Below are 21006 nucleotides of genomic sequence, written 5' to 3' on the forward strand. Positions count from 1 at the left end.
CGCCGCTCCGGCGCCCACCAGCCCGGAGCCGGCGGAGAATCGTTCCGCGCCGCAGATCCAGCTGATCCCGGCCCCGGCAGCCGGTGCACTCGACGCGGCTGAGGAAGCCGTCGACCTGCTGCTGGAGTCCGGTCGTGCACCGGGCGACATCCTGGTGCTCACCACCGGCGAACAGCATCCGTGGGCCGCCCACGAGCTGTCCTTCGGCGAAGCCGCCTACTGGGCCCAGCACGACGCGGGCGACGACGTCTTCTTCGCCGACGTCTCCGCGGCGGAGAGGGCCCGCTCCCGGCCCGTGGTCGTCGTCGCGGTCAACGACGACGCCGGCCGGGCCGTTGCGGCCCGTACCCTGCCCGTCGCACGGGACCGTGCCGCCGCGCTGCTGATCGTCTGCGGAGATCCTCAGACGATCAACTCCGCACTCGGCGCCGGGGTCTGATACCCGCCCCACCGGTGCCTTCGGCCGCCCGCACGGGCGGCCGGAGGCACCACCGCCGGTGACCCGACCGAGAACCGGGGTCCGACCGGTACGACGGATCGGTCAGATGGATCGGCGCCCGCTCACCGGGCCGCGGTGCGGCGCAGTGCCTCCGCCGCTCCGCCGCCCGACCGGGCCGGGGTGGTCCGATGGCCGGCGATGGCTACGGCATCGGCCAGGAGCGAGGGCTCCGACAGCGAACTGGGCCGCCGCCCGCCCCGTCCCTCGCCGAGCACCTGCCACCCTCCGCGGGTGAGCGTGATGTAGGCGCCGCAGCGGAGCCCGTGCAGAGTGCAGGCGTCCCGGAGACCCCACATCCACGCACCGTCCTCCTCGGTCCATCGTTCGTCGCCTTCACGGCAGTACAGGAGGACGGCCGTACGGACCGGAGTGCGGCGGCGCAGATCGTGCGGGATGACGCGCCGCAGCTGCGCCAGCAGGGCATTGCGGAACTCCCAGCCGTCCGCGGCCACCGTCGCCCGGCGGGCGAACGAGGCGCTCGCCGTGAGCCGTTCCTCGTGATCGAGGACCGCGACCACGGCGGTGGCCGGAGCCGGCCGGTGCCGGGAGTGCAGTCCGCTGACGACCTCCCGGGGACTGCGGAGCAGGGGTATGCCCGCCGAGGCCCATTCCGCTGGTTCGAGCATCCGGGCAAGGCGGTTGACGGAGTCTGCGGAAACCGAGGGCGCCGATGTCGAAGTGGCTGTGGACGGGGCGAATCCGAAGGTCACGGTCCTCCCTTCGCTACGCGCCCGTGGTGCGGGCAGGGTCGAGTGAGGGCGTGCCGCGGCACAGCCCTTCCGGGCCCGGTGAGGAACTGTGCGGGGGCAGCTCCGATTCTCCCTGGCCTACCGGCAGGCGGCAACGAGCAATTGCTGCGGCTGACGGGAATCAGCCGGAATGGCACTGATATCCCTGCCCAGACGCACCCGGGATGACTCCCTCTGTCACCCCTGAACCGCGAGGACCAGTGGAAACACTCCCTGCGCTCCGGCCCGTCGCAGCAGGCGCCCGGCCACGGCCAGGGTCCAGCCGGTGTCCGACAGGTCGTCCACCAGCAGAACAGGGCCGCCCGCGGACGCCAACGCCTGCGCCAGCTCCGGCTCCACGACCAGGGCCTCGTGCAGCGCCCGCACCCGCTGCGCGCTGTTGGTCTGGGACATGCGCACATCCTCGGCGCCCGACGCGTAGGAGACCGTCCCGAGCAGGGGCATCCGGCCGATCTCGGAGATGCGCCGGCCGAGCGACTGGACCAGTTGCGGCCTGCGGCGCGAGGCGACGGTCACCACGCCGACCGGTCGCGGAGCCGCGTCCGGCGATCCGGAGGCCCAGCCGCCCGGCCCCTTCGCCCAGTCGGTGAGCACGGTGACCACGGCGTTCGTGACATCGTCCGGCACCGGTCCGTCCGGAGCCTGCGCCGCGAGCATGGGGCGCAGCCGGTTGCCCCAGCCGATGTCGGAGAGCCGGCCGAGTGCCCGGCCGGTGAAGGCCAGTTCGCCTGCGGGGACGCGTCCCTTGAGATCGATGCCCACCGCGGGCAGGCCGGTGGGCCACATCTTGCGGGGATCCACCTCGACACCGGGCCGGCCCAGCTCGTTGCGCGCCCCGTCCAGGGCGGCGGTGGAGACCTTGTCGTCAAAGCGGGCGCCGGCGCAGTTGTCACAGCGTCCGCAGGGTGCGGCCTCCTCGTCGTCGAGCCGCAGCCGCAGGAACTCCATCCGGCACGCCGTCGTCGAGGCGTAGTCACGCATGGCCTGCTGTTCGGTCTGCCGCTGCCGGGCGACCCAGGCATAGCGCTCGGCGTCGTAGACCCACGGCTCACCCGTGGAGATCCAGCCGCCCTTGACGCGCTTCACCGCACCGTCGACGTCCAGCACCTTGAGCATCGTCTCCAGCCTGGTCCGCCGCAGATCGACCAAGGGCTCCAGCGCCGGGAGGGAGACCGGCCGCTCCGCGCGGGCCAGAACGTCCAGGGTGCGCCGTACCTGCTCCTCCGGAGGGAAGGCGACAGAGGCGAAGTACTGCCAGATCGCCTCGTCCTCCTTGCCGGGGAGCAGCAGCACCTCGGCGTGCTCGACTCCGCGCCCCGCGCGCCCGACCTGCTGGTAGTAGGCGATGGGGGAGGAGGGCGAGCCCAGGTGCACGACGAAGCCGAGGTCGGGCTTGTCGAATCCCATGCCCAGCGCGGAAGTGGCGACCAGCGCCTTGACCCGGTTCGCCAGCAGATCGTCCTCGGCCTGCTGCCGGTCGGCGTTCTCGGTCCGCCCCGTGTACGAGGCCACCGGATGCCCGTTCTGGCGCAGATAGGCGGTGATCTCCTCGGCCGCCGCCACGGTCAGCGTATAGATGATCCCGGAGCCGGGCAGCTCGCCGAGGTGGTCGCCCAGCCAGGCCAGCCGGTGCGCCGCGCCCGGCAGTTGCAGCACGCTCAGGCTCAGGCTCTCCCGGTCCAGCGGTCCCCGCAGGACCAGCGCGTCGGTTCCGGCGCCGGTGCCCAGCTGCTCCGCGACGTCCGCCGTCACGCGGGCGTTGGCCGTGGCGGTGGTGGCGAGCACCGGAACCCCCGTCGGCAGGTCGGCGAGCATGGTCCGCAGCCGCCGGTAGTCGGGCCGGAAATCGTGCCCCCAGTCGGAGATGCAATGAGCCTCGTCGACCACCAGGAGCCCGGTCGCCGCCGCCAGCTTCGGCAGCACCTGGTCGCGGAAGTCGGGGTTGTTGAGCCGCTCGGGGCTCACCAGCAGGACGTCGACCTCGCCCGCCGCCACCTCGGCCTGGACGCTCTCCCACTCCTCCGTGTTGGACGAATTGATCGTGCGGGCGCTGATCCCGGCCCGTGCCGCCGCCGCGACCTGGTTGCGCATCAGCGCCAGCAGCGGCGAGACGATCACTGTCGGGCCGCTGCCCTGCGCGCGGAGCAGCGAGGTTGCCACGAAGTAGACGGCGGACTTGCCCCAGCCGGTGCGCTGCACGACCAGAGCTCTGCGTTTGTCGGCGACGAGCGCCTCGATGGCCACCCACTGGTCCTCGCGCAGCACGGCCCTACCGGTGGCATCGCCCACCAGGCGGGCGAGGACGGAATCGGCCGAAGCCCTGAGTGCTGCACGATCTGTGTTGGTCATGCCCCCATGCAACCCGATGGCTACGACAAACCGCGAACGACAGGGCGAGCCTGTGGATAACGTTATCCACAGGGGTCGCGGGAAGTGGCGGGCTGCGGGACCGTCAAGCCATGAACAAGCACCACGAATCCACCGGCCCGGCCGGGGAACAGCAGATCATCTTGCGCGGCCCCGCCGATCTCGCCGACGCCCTCCCGTATCTCATGGGCTTCTACCCCAACGACAGCGTCGTGATGGTCGCCCTGCACGGTGGTCGGGGCCGGTTCGGCGGCCGGCTCCGCCTCGGAATTCCGCAGGCACCCGGCGAATGGGGGCCGGTCGCCGATCAGCTCGCCGAGTGCCTGATCTCGGGGAGCGAGCGCCGTGAAGGACGGCCCGACGCGATCGTGATCTTCCTCTGCCAGGACTCGCCGGACGGCTCGGACGGCCGGCTGACCATGGAACGGCTCAGGCCTTTCGCGCAACGTCTGCGCACGGCGTGCGGAGCGCTCGACGTTCCCGTCCTCGAAGCACTCTGCATCTCCGACGGCCGCTATTGGTCGTACTGCTGTCCCGACCCCCGATGCTGCCCCGACCAGGGAAATCCCCTGGCCATGCCCGGCACCACGGTGATGGCCGCCGCCGCCACCTACGCAGGCGTCCACGTCCGGGGCACGCTCCGCGACATGGAAGCGCGGCTCCAGCCGTGGAGGACACCGGTCGACGTGGCCACACAGCAGGAGGCCCTGGACAGGACCGTGCCGGAGCTGGTGCCCAGGCTTCTCGACGAGCGGGCCAGGCGGGAGGTCGCGGCGGAGACCCTCCGACTGGCGCGCACGCTCATGGACCGCATCGAGGAGTCCCAGCCGGCGCCCCCCGCGCTCGCGGACGCCGGGGACGACCAGCTGATCGGCTCCGACGAGGCCGCCGCCGTCATCCTCGGGCTCCAGGACCGGGAGACCAGGGACAAGGCGGCCGCCTGGATGGAGGGATCGGAAGCACAAGCGGCGCTGCGCCTGTGGCGGACACTGGCACGGCGCTGTGTCGGACCGTACGGGGAGCACGCCGCTGCTCCGCTCACCCTGGCGGGCTGGGTCTCCTGGTCCACGGGCGACGAGCCGGGCGCGCGGGTCGCCCTGACCCTGGCGCTGCGCGCCGATCCCGACTACACGTTCGCCCAACTGCTGCATCGGGCCTGCAACGAGGGGCTCGATCCGGAGGCCCTGCGCCGTTGCCTGCGTGAGGCCACGGACGAGGAGGCGGGCTCCGGCGCCGGGGCGCCGGAGGCGACGGTGGACACCGCCGCCGACCGGGGCGCCACCCCGCTGCACGTCCGCAAGGTCCGCCCGCTGCCCGACGGGGGCCGCCGCCGAGGACGCGCTCCCCGGCCCCCGGGCACCGAGCGGCGGAAGACGGCACCCGGCTCGGTTCGTCCCCGCACCCCAGTGGCCGGGCGACGGCCGCGCGAGGCCCGGCGGTACGGCCGACGCGGCACCAGGACACGCCGATGACCCGGACGCGGGCCGGGGTACCGGCGAAGGCCTTCCGGCTGGGCTTCCGACCGGTCGGAAGCCGGGCCATCCACCTGCCTGGTCCAGAACCGGCGCGGCGCCGATCCCTGCCGCCGCAGCCAGTTCTCCGTGCAGACGATCCGTTCGGCCTCGACGGCGAGAGGTCCCGACAGAGGTTCGTCGAGAGCGCGTGACCGCTCGACATGGTCGGACTGCCGGCGAAACGCCGGCCAGTGCCCGACGGCGGGGTCTTCCTCCGACAGCACACGAGCCCGGCCAAAGATCTGAGCCCCTCGGCCGCCGGCCTGTCCGACCGGCGCAGCGAAGATCCCCACCGGCACCCGGGGGTCCGCGGCCAGGTCTCTCATCCTCGGCGACCCGGGGGCGGTGCTGGACAGCACCGCGAAGTCCAGGTGGAAATACCGCACCGGTGTCGAGAGCGGCCCTTCCCGGCCCGCCGTCGCGAGCACACACCCGTTCCGCGACGACAGCAGATTGAGTATCCGCTCCTCCAGACGCTCTCGATCGAGGTGCTTCTTCGGGGACGGTCCGGCCGGCCACGGATTGGCCACAGGCATGACCGACTGTCCCGTTGACCAGCCGCTCCGACCACGCCGTGGCTCTCCACACCGCGACGCGTCCGAGACCGTGGAACCCGCACTGATCACGAGCATGCCGAAGGGAGTGTTTATCGTCAGGCAGACGACTATGATCGCGACATGCCGCCCTACGACCCGTCGACCTTCCCGCCCTTCGCTGTCACCGTCGACCTGGTCGTGCTCACGGTGCGCCGTCACGCGCTCTGCGCGCTGGTCGTCCGCCGCGGAGAGACCCCGTTCCAGGGCCGATGGGCGCTGCCCGGAGGGTTCGTCAGGATGGACGAGGACCTGGGGTCCGCGGCGGCGCGTGAACTCGTCGAGGAGACCGGCCTCTGCGCGCACGATCCGGCGAAGCCGGCCGTGGGCAACGGCGCACATCTCGAGCAGCTGGCCACCTACGGAGATCCGGCGCGCGACCCCCGGATGCGAGTGGTCAGCGTCGCCCACCTCGCCCTCGCGCCCGACCTGCCCGCGCCGCGGGCGGGCGGCGATGCCAACAGTGCACGCTGGGCACCGGTCGAGGATCTGCTGCACCCGGGCACCAGGCGGGAGGGCGAGCAGGCGGTGCCGCTGGCCTTCGACCATGCGCGGATCCTGGCCGACGGAGTGGAGCGTGCCCGCTCCAAGATCGAATACTCCTCGCTGGCCACGGCGTTCTGCCCGCCGGAGTTCACGGTCGGTGAGTTGCGCAGGGTGTACGAGGCGGTGTGGGGCGTGGTCCTCGATCCCCGCAACTTCCACCGCAAGGTCACCGGAACGCCGGGGTTCTTGGTGCCTTCCGGCGGGACGACCACACGGCAGGGCGGCCGGCCCGCACAGCTGTTCCGGGCCGGGGCCGCCACGGTGCTCAATCCGCCGATGCTGCGACCCGAGGTCTGAGCCACCGGGCGTTCCGCTGCGATGGCCCCGCGGAATGCCTGTCGCCCCACCCCTGCGCCAAAAGTCGGAAATGTCGCGTTATGTTGCTGCGGTACCCCCTGCCGCCGAGCGGTCTCACCTTCCGCGAGAGACGTGAGAGAAGCGATGCTCCAGGCCATCGGACTCACCAGCACCCCCCGTCGCGACGCTCCGCCCGCCGTGAACGATCTGACCTTCGAGGCTCCACCCGGCCGTGTCACGGCCCTGCTGGGCGCCCCCCGCTCGGGCAAGACCACGGCCCTGCGCCTGATGCTCGAACTGGACGCCGGGCGGGGTGTCGCCTACTTCCGGGGGCGGCCGCTGCATCGCATCGCTCATCCGGCGCGGGAAGTGGGCGTACTGCTCGGCGACGTACCGGGTCATCCCTCCCGGACCGCCCGGGGGCAGCTCCGGATGCTCTGCGCGGCCACGGGCGTGCCCGTCGCCCGGGCCGACGAGGTGCTCGAAGTCGTCGGACTCGCCGGGCTCGGGGACCAGCGCCTGGGCATCCTCTCGGTGGGCATGGACCGTCGGCTCGGCCTTGCCTCCGCGCTGCTCGGAGACCCGCACACCCTGATCCTGGACGAACCCGCGGAAGGGTTGTCCCCGCGGGAGATCAGCTGGCTGTACGGGCTGTTGCGCGCGCACGCGGCCCAGGGCGGCACGGTCCTCTACGCCACCGGCGACCCCAAGGGGGCGGCCCGCACGGCCGACCGCGTCGTCACCATCGGCGGCGGTCGTCTCGTCGCCGACCAGGACGTCGCCGACTTCGCCCGCACCCGGCTCCGGGCCCGGGTCGCCGTCCGCACCCCGCACGCGGCCCGGCTGGCGGCCGTGGTCGGCCGCGAGGCCCGAGCCGCGCAGCGCTCCGTGGAAGTGGTCGAGGAGGCGAGCGGCCGGCTGACGGTCTACGGCAGTAGCTGCGCCGAGATCGGCGACACCGCCTACCGGCACGGCGTCCCCGTGCATCAGCTCGCCGACGAGGTCGGCGACACCGGACCCGGCGCCCCCGCGGAGGCCGGGAGCGGGGAACGGAGCTGCTCCACCGCCGCCCTGTCCGAGCTGCCGCCCCCGATCCGGGTGCGCCCCGCACGCGGCCCCCTGCGCCCGCTCCGGTACGAACTGCGACGCTCTCTCGGTGTCAGGACAACGGCCATGATCATGGCGGCCGTTCTGGTGGTGTCGGCCGCGGTGTCCGTCCTGCTCGCCCGCACCGACGGCACCGAGCTGCCCCGCGTGCTTGCCGCCTGGCCCACCCTGCTGCCGCTCCCTCCCGCCGCGCTCGGAGCGGGCCTGCTGGGGGCGCTGTCCTTCGGCGACGAGTTCCGCTATCCGGCACTCGCCGCCGCTCGCGGCACCGTGCCCCGGCGGCTCGGGCTGCTGCTGGCGAAGCTCACCGTGACCGCGAGCCTCGCTCTGCTGCTCGCGGGCCTCGCCGTGGCGTGCGGAGCGCAGAGCCTCCGGCTCGTCTACGGGCCGGACTTGACCGAGATCCCGTCGAACGCCTTCGCGCTGGGAGCGAGTTGGGTCGGTCTGACGGTCGGCTGCGCCTGGGCCGGCCTGCTGGCGGCGGGCGTCTTCCGGGTGGCCGGTGCGGGCATCGCCGCGGTGCTGGCGGTTCCGGTGCTCGTCGTTCCGCTGGTGCAGAAGCTCTTCGCGGCGCCGTCCGCGCGTTCGGTCGCCGGACTGCCGGGCCGACTGCGTGAACTGGCCGGGTGGCAGCTGCCGCAGGAGGCGGACCACTGGGTCCTGGCCGTCGCGCGGGTGGTGGCGCAGCCCGTCGGGACCGCGCTCGCCCTGTCGCTGTCAGCCCTGATCTGCGCGTATCTGTTCACCAGTCTTCGGGGGAGGGCGCGTTGGTGATCGCCGTCGCCCCGAGCCGAGGGCAGGGGTCCACAACTCCCTAAGAAATGACCGATTTATAGGCGTATGGCGTCAATTGCGGAGCGAGCGCCGATCACCCTTTCGTGTGCTTTTCACCAAAGACCTCAAGGGGCGGGCGAGCCACGCCGACAAAGGATGCGTGAGTACCCTTGCGCACACCATGATGACCGCCGCCCGCACCGTCGATTCCGGCCTGGCCGGCTCGGGCGAACTCGACCGCTATCCCTATTCGGAGGCGCAGGCCGGCGAGCGTGCCGCGTCCCGGGCCTGGGGTGGTTCCGATTCCGAGCTGGGACGGGCGAGCCGACGAGGGGCGGCCAGCCGGGGGCGCGGTCTCCACGGCCAACTCGTCCAGCAGCTGGGCCAGATGATCGTTTCCGGTGACCTCGGCGCGGACCGCCCCCTCGTTCCCGAGGAGATCGGTCAGCGGTTCGAGGTCTCCCGTACCGTCGTACGCGAATCCCTGCGCGTCCTCGAAGCCAAGGGACTGGTCAGCGCGCGCCCCAATGTGGGGACGAGGGTCCGGCCGGTCAGCGACTGGAACCTGCTGGATCCCGACATCATCGAATGGCGGGCCTTCGGTCCGCAGCGTGATGACCAGCGTCGCGAGCTGGCCGAGCTCCGCTGGACGATCGAACCGCTCGCAGCCCGCCTCGCGGCCGGGCACGGCCGGGACGACATTCAGCAGCGGCTCGGCGACATGGTGGAGATCATGGGGCACGCGATGGGGCAGGGGGACGCGATCACTTTCTCCCGCGCCGACGCGGAGTTCCACGCCCTGCTGATCCAGGCCGCGGGCAATCGGATGCTCGAACACCTTTCCGGCATCGTCTCGGCCGCCCTCCACGTCTCCGGCGGTCCCGTCACCGGCTGTGACCGGCCCGGCGAGACCTCGCTCGCCCACCACGCGCGCATCGCCGACGCCCTGGCCTCGGGCGATGCCGGGGCCGCCGAGACGGCCATGCGTCAACTGCTCGTCGTCCATCCCGACGTCGAGCGCGTGGTTCCCGCGCCGCGCGAGCACTGACCGGGGCGTGGCCGGGTGCCTGGGCCCGGTGCCGCCGGACCACACGGGTTCGGCGGCATAATTGTAGGGGGATGTCACCTATCGCCCTGTTAGTCACAAATGAGGTGTGACTCGGGCCACGCGGATTGGCCGTAACACTCCTCGAAGCAGCGCGATGACTTAAGAGGTGACCGTCGCGGAAGGAATACAGCAACCCTTGGGTGCGCTGTTCAGTTCTGAGGCCAAACCCGCGCCGTCGGCGACATCCCCAGTCGACGGTCGTCGGTTCCAGCCCTCTCCAGGGCAGGGCCGGAAGCCGTTTCCATCGTTCCGAGAGGTTGTTCGTGTCGGCCAGCACATCCCGTACGCTCCCGCCGGAGATCGCCGAGTCCGAGTCTGTGATGGCGCTCATCGAGCGGGGAAAGGCTGATGGGCAGATCGCCGGCGATGACGTGCGTCGGGCCTTCGAGGCTGACCAGATTCCGCCAACCCAGTGGAAGAACGTTCTGCGCAGCCTCAACCAGATCCTCGAGGAAGAGGGTGTGACGCTGATGGTCAGTGCCGCGGAGTCGCCGAAGCGCGCCCGCAAGAGCGTCGCAGCGAAGAGCCCGGTCAAGCGCACCGCCACCAAGACCGTCGCGGCGAAGACCACCGTGACCAGGACCGTCGGGGCCACCGCCGCCCCGGCGGTCGAGAGTGCGGACGCGGTGGCCGACGACGCCGTCGCGGCCGCTCCCGCCAAGAAGACGGCGGCCAAGAAGACCGCTGCCAAGAAGACCGCCGCGAAGAAGACGGCGGCCAAGAAGACAGCTGCGAAGAAGTCCGGCAAGCAGGACGACGAGCTCCTCGACGGCGACGAGGCAGTCGAGGAAGTCAAGGCTGGCAAGGGCGAGGAGGAGGAGGGCGAGGGCGAGAACAAGGGCTTCGTCCTCTCCGACGACGACGAGGACGACGCACCTGCCCAGCAGGTCGCCGTCGCCGGCGCCACCGCCGACCCGGTCAAGGACTATCTGAAGCAGATCGGCAAGGTTCCCCTCCTCAACGCCGAGCAGGAGGTCGAGCTCGCCAAGCGCATCGAGGCCGGTCTCTTCGCCGAGGACAAGCTGGCGAACGCCGACAAGCTCGCACCGAAGCTCAAGCGCGAGCTGGAGATCATCGCCGAGGACGGCCGGCGGGCCAAGAACCACCTCCTGGAGGCCAACCTCCGTCTGGTGGTCTCCCTGGCCAAGCGCTACACCGGTCGCGGCATGCTCTTCCTGGACCTGATCCAGGAGGGCAACCTCGGTCTGATCCGCGCGGTCGAGAAGTTCGACTACACCAAGGGCTACAAGTTCTCCACGTACGCCACCTGGTGGATCCGTCAGGCGATCACCCGCGCGATGGCCGACCAGGCCCGCACCATCCGTATCCCGGTGCACATGGTAGAGGTCATCAACAAGCTCGCGCGTGTGCAGCGCCAGATGCTCCAGGACCTGGGCCGCGAGCCCACCCCGGAGGAGCTGGCCAAGGAACTCGACATGACCCCCGAGAAGGTCATCGAGGTCCAGAAGTACGGTCGCGAGCCGATCTCCCTCCACACCCCGCTGGGTGAGGACGGCGACAGCGAGTTCGGTGACCTGATCGAGGACTCCGAGGCCGTCGTTCCGGCGGACGCGGTCAGCTTCACGCTCCTCCAGGAGCAGCTCCACTCGGTGCTCGACACGCTCTCCGAGCGTGAGGCCGGAGTGGTCTCGATGCGCTTCGGTCTCACCGACGGTCAGCCGAAGACGCTCGACGAGATCGGCAAGGTCTACGGCGTGACGCGTGAGCGCATCCGTCAGATCGAGTCGAAGACGATGTCGAAGCTTCGTCACCCGTCACGCTCCCAGGTGCTGCGCGACTACCTCGACTAGAGCGCGGAAGATTCACCGGCCGAGGGCCCGGAACCTCCAGGGGATCCGGGCCCTCCGGCGTGTCCTCGGGTGCGGAGGCGGACCGGCTGGATCACGCTGGGTGGATCGTCACCACCTCAGCGTCAGGAGCCTCCATGCCCCGTCCCGTCGTCCGTGCCCTGACCGGGGTGCTCGCCCTGACCGCCGCCGCGGTCGTACTGCCGCTCGCTTCCCCCTCCGCGGCGGCCGCGGACAGCATCATCGTCGGCGGCGGGCCGACCCCTGTCGTGGACAGTCCCTGGGCCGTGGCGCTGTCGAGCCGGGACCGGTTCGGAGGGGCGCGCTCGGGCCAGTTCTGCGGCGGCGTCGCCGTGGCGCCCACGAAGATCCTGACGGCCGCCCACTGTCTGAGTGACGAGGCGCTCGGCGGACCGGCGAACCGGGCGAAGGACCTGCTGGTCATCGCCGGCCGGCAGCGGCTGGGCGATTCCGGCGGTCAGGAGGTCCCCGTCCGGGGCATCTGGGTGAACCCGGCGTACGACCCCGACTCCAACGCCGGCGACCTCGCGGTGCTGACCCTGTCGCGCGCACTGCCGAAGAGCGGCGTGATCCCGATGGCCGGGGGCGGGGACGCCGCCTACCGGGCCGGGACCGCCGCGGACGTCTACGGGTGGGGCGACACGACCGGAAGCGGCACGTACGCCTCCGTGCTGCGCTCCGCCCGGGTCCAGGTCCTGCCTGACAGCGACTGCGCGCGGGCCTACCCGGGCGGCCGGGAGGGTACGTACAAGGCCTCGGCGATGCTCTGTGCGGGCGATCCGGCGGGTGGCCGGGATGCGTGCCAGGGCGACAGCGGCGGGCCGCTGGTGGCCCGTGGGCGGCTTATCGGCCTGGTGTCCTGGGGCAGCGGCTGCGGGCGCGCGGGCAGCCCCGGGGTGTACACGCGGGTCTCCGCCGCCCTGGAATGGGCCGCGGGCCGCATCTGAGCCGGGGCGGAGCCGCGTGAGCGCGGTCCTGCCGGGTACGACGAGAACGGGCGGCTCCCCCGCGGGGGAGCCGCCCGTCGGCCGGTCCTGGACCGGCCCCTGGCTCGTCGTGGATGCGAGGTGTCAGTGTTGGTCCTCGTCGGCAGCGGCCGCCTGCACGGCGGTGAGCCGATCCGTCTCATCCTGTATTTCCGCGGCGATCTTCTTGAGTTCCGGCTCGAACTTGCGCCCGTGGTGGGCACAGAAGAGCAGTTCACCGCCGCTGATCAGAACGACGCGCAGATATGCCTGGGCGCCGCAACGGTCACAGCGGTCTGCTGCGGTCAGCGGGCTCGCGGGGGTCAGAACAGTAGTCACGTCGCCTCTTCTCTAGCTCGACGAGCTGTCGTACCAGGGTCAACATCCAACCAGGCCGAAAACGTTCCCGCTCGTGGCTTTTCTTCGAAACTTCTTCTCGGTGTGGCTGTCAGTTGCCGGTTGGCGGCGAATGTGCCGTATGCGGAGCGCTACGGTTTCGCATTGCTTGTCCAGGGGGTCGGTCCCGCCGGCCGGCTTGCCGGTTTGTTCATGAGGACGTGCCCGGAGCCTAAATGGTTCATGCGTCGAAGGGAACGTGATGTGCACGTCACTCCAACGAATGATCGAACACTCATGCGAGCCCGGAAGAAGCTCGACTAGCATGAGGATTCCCCGAGGGTGGCGTTACAACCGCTCTACCAGGCCTCTGTAGGCTCTCAGCGGCAACCGAAGCCGAGCCCTGTACCCACGGGGACCCCAGATGAAATTCAGCGAGGAGCGAACCGCGTGACCGCCGAAACGTCCGTGCCGTCCACCGCGATGCTGACCGGAGCAGGCGGCGACCGGGACAGCTCCAACTACACCGCGCGGCACCTTCTCGTCCTCGAAGGCCTTGAGGCGGTCCGCAAGCGCCCCGGCATGTACATCGGGTCCACCGACAGCCGTGGCCTGATGCACTGCCTCTGGGAGATCATCGACAACTCCGTCGACGAAGCCCTCGGCGGCCACTGCGACCAGATCGAGGTCATCCTCCACGACGACTCCTCCGTCGAGGTCCGGGACAACGGCCGCGGCATCCCCGTCGACGTCGAGCCCAAGACGGGCCTCTCCGGCATCGAGGTCGTCATGACCAAGCTGCATGCCGGAGGCAAGTTCGGCGGTGGCTCCTACGCGGCCTCCGGCGGCCTCCACGGCGTCGGCGCCTCCGTGGTCAACGCCCTCTCCGCCCGCCTGGACGTCGAGGTCGACCGCAACAGCGCGACCCATTCCATCAGCTTCCGGCGCGGTGTCCCGGGCATGTTCACCGAGCAGGGGCCGGACAGTCCGTTCGACCCGGCCAACGGCCTGCGCAAGGGCAAGCGCGTCCCCAAGACCCGCACCGGTACCCGAGTGCGGTACTGGGCGGACCGCCAGATCTTCCTCAAGGACGCCAAGCTCAACCTGGACACGCTCTACCAGCGCGCCCGCCAGACGGCCTTCCTCGTCCCCGGCCTCACGATCATCGTCCGCGACGAGCGCGGGCTGGACGGCGAGGGCAAGACCGAGGAGACGTTCCGCTTCGACGGCGGCATCAGTGAGTTCTGCGAGTACCTGGCCCAGGACAAGGCCGTCTGCGACGTCCAGCGGCTGACCGGCACGGGCACCTTCAAGGAGACCGTCCCCGTCCTCGACGACCGCGGCCACATGACCGCCACCGAGGTCACCCGCGAGCTGGCCGTCGACATCGCCCTGCGCTGGGGCACCGGTTACGACACGACCGTACGGTCGTTCGTGAACATCATCGCCACCCCCAAGGGCGGCACCCACGTCAGCGGGTTCGAGCGCTCCCTGACCAAGACGGTGAACGAGGCGCTGCGCTCCGCCAAGATGCTGCGGGTCGCCGAGGACGACGTCGTCAAGGACGACGCCCTGGAAGGGCTCACGGCCGTCGTCACCGTGCGGCTCGCCGAGCCGCAGTTCGAGGGGCAGACCAAGGAGGTGCTCGGCACCTCGGCGGCCAACCGGATCGTGGCCAACGTGGTCGCCAAGGAGCTCAAGGCGTTCCTGACCTCGACGAAGCGGGATGCCAAGGCCCAGGCCAGGTCGGTACTGGAGAAGGCCGTGGCCGCCGCCCGCACCCGGATCGCGGCCCGCCAGCACAAGGACGCCCAGCGCCGCAAGACCGCGCTGGAGTCCTCCTCGCTGCCCGCCAAGCTCGCCGACTGCCGCAGTGACGACGTCGAGCGCAGTGAGCTGTTCATCGTCGAGGGCGACTCGGCGCTCGGCACGGCCAAGCTGGCCCGGAACAGCGAGTTCCAGGCGCTGCTGCCGATCCGCGGCAAGATCCTCAACGTACAGAAGTCGTCCGTCTCCGACATGCTGAAGAACGCCGAGTGCGGCGCGATCATCCAGGTCATAGGAGCCGGGTCCGGACGGACCTTCGACATCGACGCCGCGCGCTACGGGAAGATCGTCCTGCTGGTGGACGCGGATGTCGACGGTGCCCACATCCGCTGCCTGCTGCTGACCCTCTTCCAGCGCTACATGCGCCCGATGGTCGAGGCGGGGCGGGTCTTCGCCGCGGTTCCCCCGTTGCACCGGATCGAGCTGGTCCAGCCCAAGAAGGGCCAGGACAAGTACGTCTACACCTATTCCGACAGCGAGCTGCGCCAGGCCCTCCTGGAGCTCCAGCGCAAGAACGTCCGGATCAAGGAATCGATCCAGCGCTACAAGGGCCTGGGCGAGATGGACGCCGACCAGCTGGCGGAGACGACGATGGACCCGCGCCACCGCACGCTGCGGCGCATCAACATCGGCGACCTGGAATCCTCCGAGCAGGTCTTCGACCTGCTGATGGGCAACGAGGTGGCGCCCCGCAAGGAGTTCATCACCAGCTCCGCGGCCACCCTGGACCGCTCGCGCATCGACGCCTGACCCGTACGCCCGACCGGCCCCCGCTCCCGTCCCACCGAGCGGGGGCCGCGCACGTTTCCCATGGTTCGCGCAGCCGTCCGGGACTTCTGTCACCTGAAGGGGTGAAGTCGGGCGAATGACGCGCCCGGGATCTTCCCGAACCGCCCATGGTTGGCCATGCGGCCGAAAAGGTCCGCGGATCAGGGGAGTTGTTCGGTGGAGAAGGAAGCAGGGCCGGAGGCCGCGGGAGTGCGGCTCGACGACCCGTGGGACGACGTACCGGCCTCCGACCGGGGTGACCAGGACGGGGCGGGAGGTGTCGCCGTCCTCGACGTGTCCGGTGCGGCGGGACCGGATCCGGAGCTCAGCGCGGCCGATATCTATCGGGAAGTGCACCGCAGCGCGGCCTTCCGCGAGGTGCGCCGCCGCTACCGCCGTTTCGTGGGCCCCGCCGCCCTGGCCTTCCTCCTCTGGTATCTCGCCTACGTCGTCGCCGCGACCACCGCGCCCGGGCTGATGGCCCGCCCGGTCGCGGGCGCGGTCAACGTCGCGATGGTGGCGGGTCTCGGCCAGTTCCTCACCACGTTCCTGCTCACCTGGGCGTACGCGCGGCACGCGCGGCTGCGCAGGGACCGGGCCGCGCTCGATCTGCGCTGGGACACCCAGGAGATGACACGGGGCCTGGGCCGGCGGACGGCGAGAGGGCTCGGACGTTGAGAGGCGACCACCAGACACTCGCCCTGCTGCTGTTCAGCGCGTTCATCGCGGCGACGCTCTTCATCACCACCCGGGTCGGCCGCAACCGGCAGGGCTCCGCCGAGGAGTTCTACGCGGGCGGACGCCTGTTCTCGCCCATGGAGAACGGATTCGCCATCGCCGGCGACTACATGTCGGCGGCCTCCTTCCTCGGGATCTCCGGGCTGATCGCCCTCTTCGGCTACGACGGCATGCTCTATTCCGTCGGCTTCCTCGTCGCCTGGCTGGTCGTCCTGCTGTTCGTCGCCGAACTCGTCCGCAACTGCGGCCGGTTCACCCTGGCCGACGTGGTCGCCGCACGGATGGCGGAGCGCCCGGTGCGCACCGCGCTCGGCACCTCGTCCGTCACCGTCTCCGTGCTCTATCTGGTGGCCCAGATGGTCGGCGCGGGCAGCCTCGTGGCCCTGCTCCTCGGCGGCACGAGTGACGCGGCCCGGTCCTGGACGGTGGTCGGGGTCGGCGCGCTCATGGTGATCTACGTGTCCTTCGGCGGCATGCGCGCCACCACCTGGATCCAGGTGGTCAAGGCCGTCCTGCTGATGGCCGGAGCCGTCGCGCTCACCGTGCTCGTCCTGGTCCACTTCCACGGGAACGTCAACAACCTGCTCAACACCGCCGCCGAACGCAGCGGTTACGGCAAGGACTTCCTCGCCCCCGGCCTCCGCTACGGCGGGGACTGGACCTCACGCTTCGACTTCATCAGCCTGGGCGTCGCCCTGGTCCTCGGCACGGCGGGGCTGCCGCACATCCTGTCGCGCTTCTACACCGTGCCCACCGCCCGCGCCGCGCGCCGCTCCGTCGTCTGGTCCATCGGCCTGATCGGCAGCTTCTACCTGATGACGATCGTGCTCGGGTTCGGCGCCGCCGCTCTCGTCGGCTCCGCCGAGGTCCGCTCCTCGAACGCGGCGGGCAACACCGCGGTCCCGCTGCTGGCCCTCCATCTCGGCGGCGGCGCAGGGTCCACCGGCGGAACGATTCTCTTCGCCGTGGTCGCCGCCATCGCCTTCGCCACCATCCTGGCCGTTGTCGCGGGCATCACGCTCGCCTCGTCCGCGTCCGTCGCCCACGATCTCTACGCCTCACTCCGCCGACCCGGGCGCAAGCAGTACGGCGAGGTCGCCGTGGCGCGTGTCGCCGCGGCGGGGATCGGTGTGATCGCGATCGGTCTCGGACTGCTCGCCCAGAACCTCAACGTCGCGTTCCTGGTGGGCCTCGCCTTCGCCGTGGCCGCGTCGGCGAATCTCCCGGCCCTGCTCTACTCGCTGTTCTGGCGCAACTTCACCACCCGGGGCGCGGTCTGGGCGGTGTACGGCGGGCTGATCCCGGCGGTCGTGCTGGTGCTGGCCTCGCCCGTCGTCTCCGGCAGCCCCACATCCCTGTTCCCCGGCGTCGACTTCCAGCTCTTCCCGCTGGAGAACCCGGGCCTGGTCTCCATCCCGCTCGGCTTCCTGGCCGGCTGGATCGGTACGGTCACCTCGCCCGAGAAGCCCGACGAGGCCAAGCACGCCGAGACCGAGGTCCGGGCGCTGACAGGGGCCGGGGCGGCGTAGGCGGCCGAAGAGAGCTCAGCCCGTGGTCAGGCGCAGCGGTGTACGGGCCTGTGCGGGGCCCCGGCCCCGGCCCAGGCGTATCGGTGTTCAGGGCGCCCCTCCTCCCCGTACCGCAGGGTCAGCCGGACCTTGCCGGTGCGCTCCAGCAGCTTCAGACAGCGCTGGGCCGTCTGCTGGCTCATTCCCGCGCTGTCCGCAATCTCCTGGGCGGAGAGCGGGGCCTCCGCGCCGCCCACAGCGCGCCGAAGAGCCGGTCCACCTCCGCCTGCTCGGCCTCCCCGCCCCCGTCGAGGGCGTGCCGCAGTGCTGCGTACGCCTCCAGCTTGGAGCGCAGGCCCGCGTACGTGAACGGCTTCACCAGGCACTGGAGCGCACCGTGCCGCATCGCGTCCCGCACGGTCGCGACGTCCCGGGCGGCCGTCACCATGATCACGTCGACCTGACGGCCGAGGCGGCGCAGTTCCCGTACGACGGCGAGGCCGTTGCGGTCGGGCAGGTAGTGGTCCAGCAGGATCAGGCCCACCGGGACCTCCTCGACCTTCGCCAGGGCTTCGGCCGCCGAGTGCGCCTGCGCGGTCACCCGGAATCCGGGGACCTTGGCGACGTACGCCGCGTTGATCTGCGCCACTCGCACGTCGTCATCCACGATCAGGACCTGGATCACCGCTGCTCTCCCGTCGTGGCGGGGTGCGTGGGGGCGGCCGGTATTCGGGTTCGGTCAAGGCCCGCGGCCCGGGCTCGGCCAGCGCCTCCGGCAGCACGACCGTGAACACCGCACCGCCCCCGTCCGCCCCGGACACCGCCACACTGCCCCCTGGCGCTCCGCGAGCCGCCGTACGAGGGCGAGCCCGAGGCCGCGTCTGCCGTGCGCCGGGACGTCCTTGGTGGACCAGCCCTCCGTGAAGATCGACGCGTGCTGGTCCCGGGTTACGCCGGGGCCGCTGTCGCGCACCTCCAGGATCACCGTACGGCCCTCCGCGCACAGCCCGACCTCGATCCGCGCCCCGCTCGATCCGGCCGCCGCGAGACGCCACGCTCGGCGGCGACCGCCGCCTTGCCGACGAGGAGGGCGGCCAGCAGCGGGTCCTGGACTTTCTCGGTGACCTGCTCGGCTGTCGCCCGGTGGACGCCCACCACCTCCGTGACGAACTCCTTCGCGAACCGGCTGCACACCCTGCTCGTGCTCGTGGTCCTGGGCGCGCAGGGCGTCGATCAGCCCCGTGGTGGAGTCGAGCTCGCGGCCCAGGTGCTCCAGCTCGGTCCGGTCGCGCAGGGTCACCACCGCTCCGCCGTCGTCCGTGGGCATCCGGTTGGCCGGCAGCACCCGGCTGCCCCGTACCGCCAGCAGGTCGTCGCCGACCACCCGCCCGGCCAGCACATCCGCGGTCCGGCCATCGCCCAGCACCTCCTCCATCGTCCGGCCCGCCGCTTCCGGGCCGACGCCCAGCAGCCGCTGCGCCTCGTCGTTCAGCAGCCGGACGCGTCCTGCCCCGTCCAGGGCGACGACCCCTTCGCGGATGCCGTGCAGCATGGCCTCGCGTTCGGTGAGCAGCGCGGAGATGTCGGAGAACGCCAGGTCATGGGTCTGCCGTTGCAGTCGGCGGGAGATCAGGTACGCGGCGAGCGCTCCCACGGCCAGGGCTCCTCCCGGGTACGCGAGCAGTCCCGGGATCGCTCCGAGGAGACGGGCGCGGACGCTGTCGTACTCGATCCCGACCGAGACCGCGCCGATCACTTCGCCGGAGGAGCCGAACAGTGGCACCTTGCCCCACGCCGAGCGGCCGAGGGGTCCCGCTGTCGATCTCCATCACCTCGCGGCCGCGCAGCGCCTCACCGGGGTCGGTGGAGACGACAGCGCCGATCCGGTCGGTCCCGGGGTGGGAACAGTGCACCCCGCGCCGGTCCAGGACGACGACGTACTCCGCTCCGGTCGCCCCTCTGACCCGCTCGGCGGCCGACTGGACCGGCCCCCGGTCGGACGGGTCCGTGGTGCTCAGGCCCTTCACGATCCCCGGCTGGGCGGCGGTGCTCTGGGCGATGGCCAGCGCGCGGCGCATCGCCTGGTCGTCCAGCTGGTCGCTGAGCGGAGCCAGGAACAGGCCGGTGACCAGGACGATCACGCCGGTGATGATGGCCAGCTGCATCAGCAGGACCTGGGTGAAGATCCGCTGGGGCCAGCCGAACCGGCGCGGTCCCCTGCCGAGGGCCGGAGGGGCGTTCATCGGAGAGACGGTAAGGGCCGAGCGACCGGGGCGGAAATCCCGGCCACGCGTCGCCGAGTGTCCCCGCGTATCGCCGAGTGCCGCCGCGCGTCCTGGCCTCCGCCGTGCGTTCCTCCCGCCTCCCTCTTGCCTCATGACGCTGTGTCCGTGAGCGTTTCAGGGGAGTTCACCGTCAACGCAATCCTCTTGCACTTCTTGCGCTAATCTTGCGCTCATGACGCGACGACTTGCTCAAGTGGCCCAGAAGGTGGGAGTCAGCGAGGCGACGGTCAGCCGGGTGCTGAACGGCAAGCCGGGTGTCTCCGACGCCACCAGGCAGTCCGTTCTCTCCGCGCTGGACGTCCTCGGATACGAGCGTCCGACCCAGCTGCGCGGCGAACGGGCCCGGCTGGTCGGGCTGGTCCTGCCCGAGCTGCAGAACCCGATCTTCCCGGCGTTCGCCGAAGTGGTCGGCGGCGCGCTCGCGCAGCAGGGGCTGACCCCGGTGCTCTGCACCCAGACCAAGGGCGGCGTCTCCGAGGCCGACTACGTCGAACTGCTCCTCCAGCAGCAGGTCTCCGGCGTGGTCTTCGCGGGTGGCCTCTACCACCAGGCCGACGCTCCGCACGACCACTACAAGGTGCTCGCCGACCGCAAGATCCCCGTCGTGCTGATCAACGCGGCCATCGAGCATCTCGGATTTCCCGGCGTCTCCTGCGACGACTCCGTCGCCGTCGAACAGGCCTGGCGCCACCTGGTCTCGCTCGGCCACGAGCGCATCGGACTCGTCCTCGGCCCGTCCGGCCATGTGCCATCGCAGCGCAAGCTCGCCGCCGCCCGGGTGCTCGCCGACGAGGCGGGCGCGAGCATTCCCGACGAGTGGGTGGCCCGCGCGATGTTCTCGCTGGAGGGCGGGCAGGCCGCCGCGACGCGGCTGCTGGAGCGGGGCGTCACCGGCATCATCTGCGCCAGCGACCCGCTCGCGCTGGGCGCCGTGCGTGCCGCCCGCCGCCGGGGTCTCTCGGTGCCCGGCGACGTGTCGGTCGTCGGCTACGACGACTCGGCCTTCATGAACTGCACCGAGCCGCCCCTGAGCACCGTCCGCCAGCCCATCGAGGCCATGGGCCGTGCGGCTGTGGAGCTGCTCTCGGTGCAGATCGGCGGGCGTACCGTGCCTTCGGACGAGCTGCTCTTCGAGCCGGAGCTGGTGGTGCGCGGGTCCACCGCCCGGCCGCCGCGCGAGAATTCCCTGTGATCCG

14 protein-coding genes and 3 pseudogenes are annotated in these 21006 nt (G+C 71.2%); 11 read left to right on the top strand and 6 right to left on the bottom strand.

Translation table 11 applies throughout. The features are described 5' to 3' along the window. The first annotated feature begins 55 nt into the window (after positions 1-55). Positions 56-439: a hypothetical protein gene (locus tag B9S58_RS23105; protein ID WP_103534098.1), complete on the top strand. Its 384-nt coding sequence runs from the start codon at positions 56-58 to the stop codon at positions 437-439. A 122-nt stretch (positions 440-561) separates the two neighbouring features. Here B9S58_RS23105 and B9S58_RS23110 read toward each other — a convergent pair whose 3' ends face one another. Further along, positions 562-1209: a hypothetical protein gene (locus B9S58_RS23110; RefSeq protein WP_103533987.1), complete on the bottom strand. Its 648-nt coding sequence runs from the start codon at positions 1207-1209 to the stop codon at positions 562-564. A 216-nt stretch (positions 1210-1425) separates the two neighbouring features. Continuing rightward, positions 1426-3597, bottom strand: coding sequence for a RecQ family ATP-dependent DNA helicase (locus B9S58_RS23115; protein WP_103533988.1), 2172 nt, complete (start codon positions 3595-3597; stop codon positions 1426-1428). A 110-nt stretch (positions 3598-3707) separates the two neighbouring features. On the opposite strand from B9S58_RS23115, the gene B9S58_RS23120 reads away from it, so the two are divergent. Further along, positions 3708-5087: a DUF4192 domain-containing protein gene (locus B9S58_RS23120; protein WP_103533989.1), complete on the top strand. Its 1380-nt coding sequence runs from the start codon at positions 3708-3710 to the stop codon at positions 5085-5087. A gap of 77 nt (positions 5088-5164) precedes the next feature. Here the strand turns inward: B9S58_RS23120 and B9S58_RS23125 are convergent. Continuing rightward, positions 5165-5665: pseudogene (locus B9S58_RS23125) on the bottom strand (pyridoxamine 5'-phosphate oxidase family protein); the annotation flags it as partial. A gap of 141 nt (positions 5666-5806) precedes the next feature. Between B9S58_RS23125 and B9S58_RS23130 the strand changes: the two are divergent. From B9S58_RS23130 to B9S58_RS23150, 5 genes are all read left to right on the top strand, one after another. Beyond that, positions 5807-6565, top strand: a complete 759-nt coding sequence (locus B9S58_RS23130; protein ID WP_103533990.1) for an NUDIX domain-containing protein — start codon at positions 5807-5809, stop codon at positions 6563-6565. 144 nt (positions 6566-6709) lie between these two features. After that, the gene (locus B9S58_RS23135; protein ID WP_103533991.1) at positions 6710-8446 is read left to right on the top strand and encodes an ATP-binding cassette domain-containing protein; all 1737 of its coding nucleotides are present in this window, start codon (positions 6710-6712) and stop codon (positions 8444-8446) included. 181 nt (positions 8447-8627) lie between these two features. Next, positions 8628-9494: a FadR/GntR family transcriptional regulator gene (locus B9S58_RS23140; protein ID WP_308457918.1), complete on the top strand. Its 867-nt coding sequence runs from the start codon at positions 8628-8630 to the stop codon at positions 9492-9494. A 323-nt stretch (positions 9495-9817) separates the two neighbouring features. After that, the gene (locus B9S58_RS23145; protein ID WP_103534099.1) at positions 9818-11365 is read left to right on the top strand and encodes an RNA polymerase sigma factor; all 1548 of its coding nucleotides are present in this window, start codon (positions 9818-9820) and stop codon (positions 11363-11365) included. A gap of 134 nt (positions 11366-11499) precedes the next feature. After that, on the top strand, positions 11500-12330 hold the full coding sequence (locus B9S58_RS23150; protein WP_103533993.1) for a trypsin-like serine protease: 831 nt from the start codon (positions 11500-11502) through the stop codon (positions 12328-12330). A 123-nt stretch (positions 12331-12453) separates the two neighbouring features. Here the strand turns inward: B9S58_RS23150 and B9S58_RS23155 are convergent, their stop codons facing one another. Continuing rightward, positions 12454-12687 carry a hypothetical protein gene (locus B9S58_RS23155; protein ID WP_047179196.1) on the bottom strand — a complete coding sequence of 78 codons (234 nt, stop codon included), beginning with the start codon at positions 12685-12687 and terminating at the stop codon, positions 12454-12456. Positions 12688-13134: 447 nt separating this feature from the next. On the opposite strand from B9S58_RS23155, the gene B9S58_RS23160 reads away from it, so the two are divergent. From B9S58_RS23160 to B9S58_RS23170, 3 genes are all read left to right on the top strand, one after another. After that, the gene (locus tag B9S58_RS23160; protein ID WP_103533994.1) at positions 13135-15261 is read left to right on the top strand and encodes a type IIA DNA topoisomerase subunit B; all 2127 of its coding nucleotides are present in this window, start codon (positions 13135-13137) and stop codon (positions 15259-15261) included. 228 nt (positions 15262-15489) lie between these two features. Next, a complete protein-coding gene (locus B9S58_RS23165) occupies positions 15490-15957 on the top strand; it encodes a DUF485 domain-containing protein (RefSeq protein ID WP_103533995.1) in 468 nt (155 codons plus the stop codon). After that, positions 15954-17546, top strand: a complete 1593-nt coding sequence (locus B9S58_RS23170; RefSeq protein ID WP_103533996.1) for a cation acetate symporter — start codon at positions 15954-15956, stop codon at positions 17544-17546. Before B9S58_RS23165 ends, B9S58_RS23170 begins: the two co-directional genes overlap by 4 nt. A 26-nt stretch (positions 17547-17572) precedes the next feature. On the opposite strand, the pseudogene B9S58_RS23175 reads toward B9S58_RS23170, so the two are convergent. Both B9S58_RS23175 and B9S58_RS23180 read right to left on the bottom strand, forming a co-directional pair. Next, a pseudogene (locus B9S58_RS23175) lies at positions 17573-18210 on the bottom strand (response regulator). Further along, positions 18185-19768: pseudogene (locus B9S58_RS23180) on the bottom strand (ATP-binding protein). The pseudogenes B9S58_RS23175 and B9S58_RS23180 overlap by 26 nt, the downstream one beginning before the upstream one ends. A gap of 214 nt (positions 19769-19982) precedes the next feature. Here B9S58_RS23180 and B9S58_RS23185 point away from each other — a divergent pair. Beyond that, a complete protein-coding gene (locus tag B9S58_RS23185) occupies positions 19983-21002 on the top strand; it encodes a LacI family DNA-binding transcriptional regulator (RefSeq protein WP_103533997.1) in 1020 nt (339 codons plus the stop codon). Positions 21003-21006: the final 4 nt, after the last annotated feature.

Source organism: Streptomyces sp. SM11 (assembly GCF_002910905.1).
Classification (GTDB): Bacteria; Actinomycetota; Actinomycetes; order Streptomycetales; family Streptomycetaceae; genus Streptomyces.

Bases quoted from the DNA above. Each gene is read 5' to 3' on its own strand.
- B9S58_RS23130 (WP_103533990.1), top strand. From the start codon at position 5,807: ATGCCGCCCTACGACCCGTCGACCTTCCCGCCCTTCGCTGTCACCGTC.
- B9S58_RS23140 (WP_308457918.1), top strand. From the start codon at position 8,628: ATGATGACCGCCGCCCGCACCGTCGATTCCGGCCTGGCCGGCTCGGGC.
- B9S58_RS23115 (WP_103533988.1), bottom strand. From the start codon at position 3,597: ATGACCAACACAGATCGTGCAGCACTCAGGGCTTCGGCCGATTCCGTC.
- B9S58_RS23120 (WP_103533989.1), top strand. From the start codon at position 3,708: ATGAACAAGCACCACGAATCCACCGGCCCGGCCGGGGAACAGCAGATC.
- B9S58_RS23135 (WP_103533991.1), top strand. From the start codon at position 6,710: ATGCTCCAGGCCATCGGACTCACCAGCACCCCCCGTCGCGACGCTCCG.
- B9S58_RS23150 (WP_103533993.1), top strand. From the start codon at position 11,500: ATGCCCCGTCCCGTCGTCCGTGCCCTGACCGGGGTGCTCGCCCTGACC.
- B9S58_RS23185 (WP_103533997.1), top strand. From the start codon at position 19,983: ATGACGCGACGACTTGCTCAAGTGGCCCAGAAGGTGGGAGTCAGCGAG.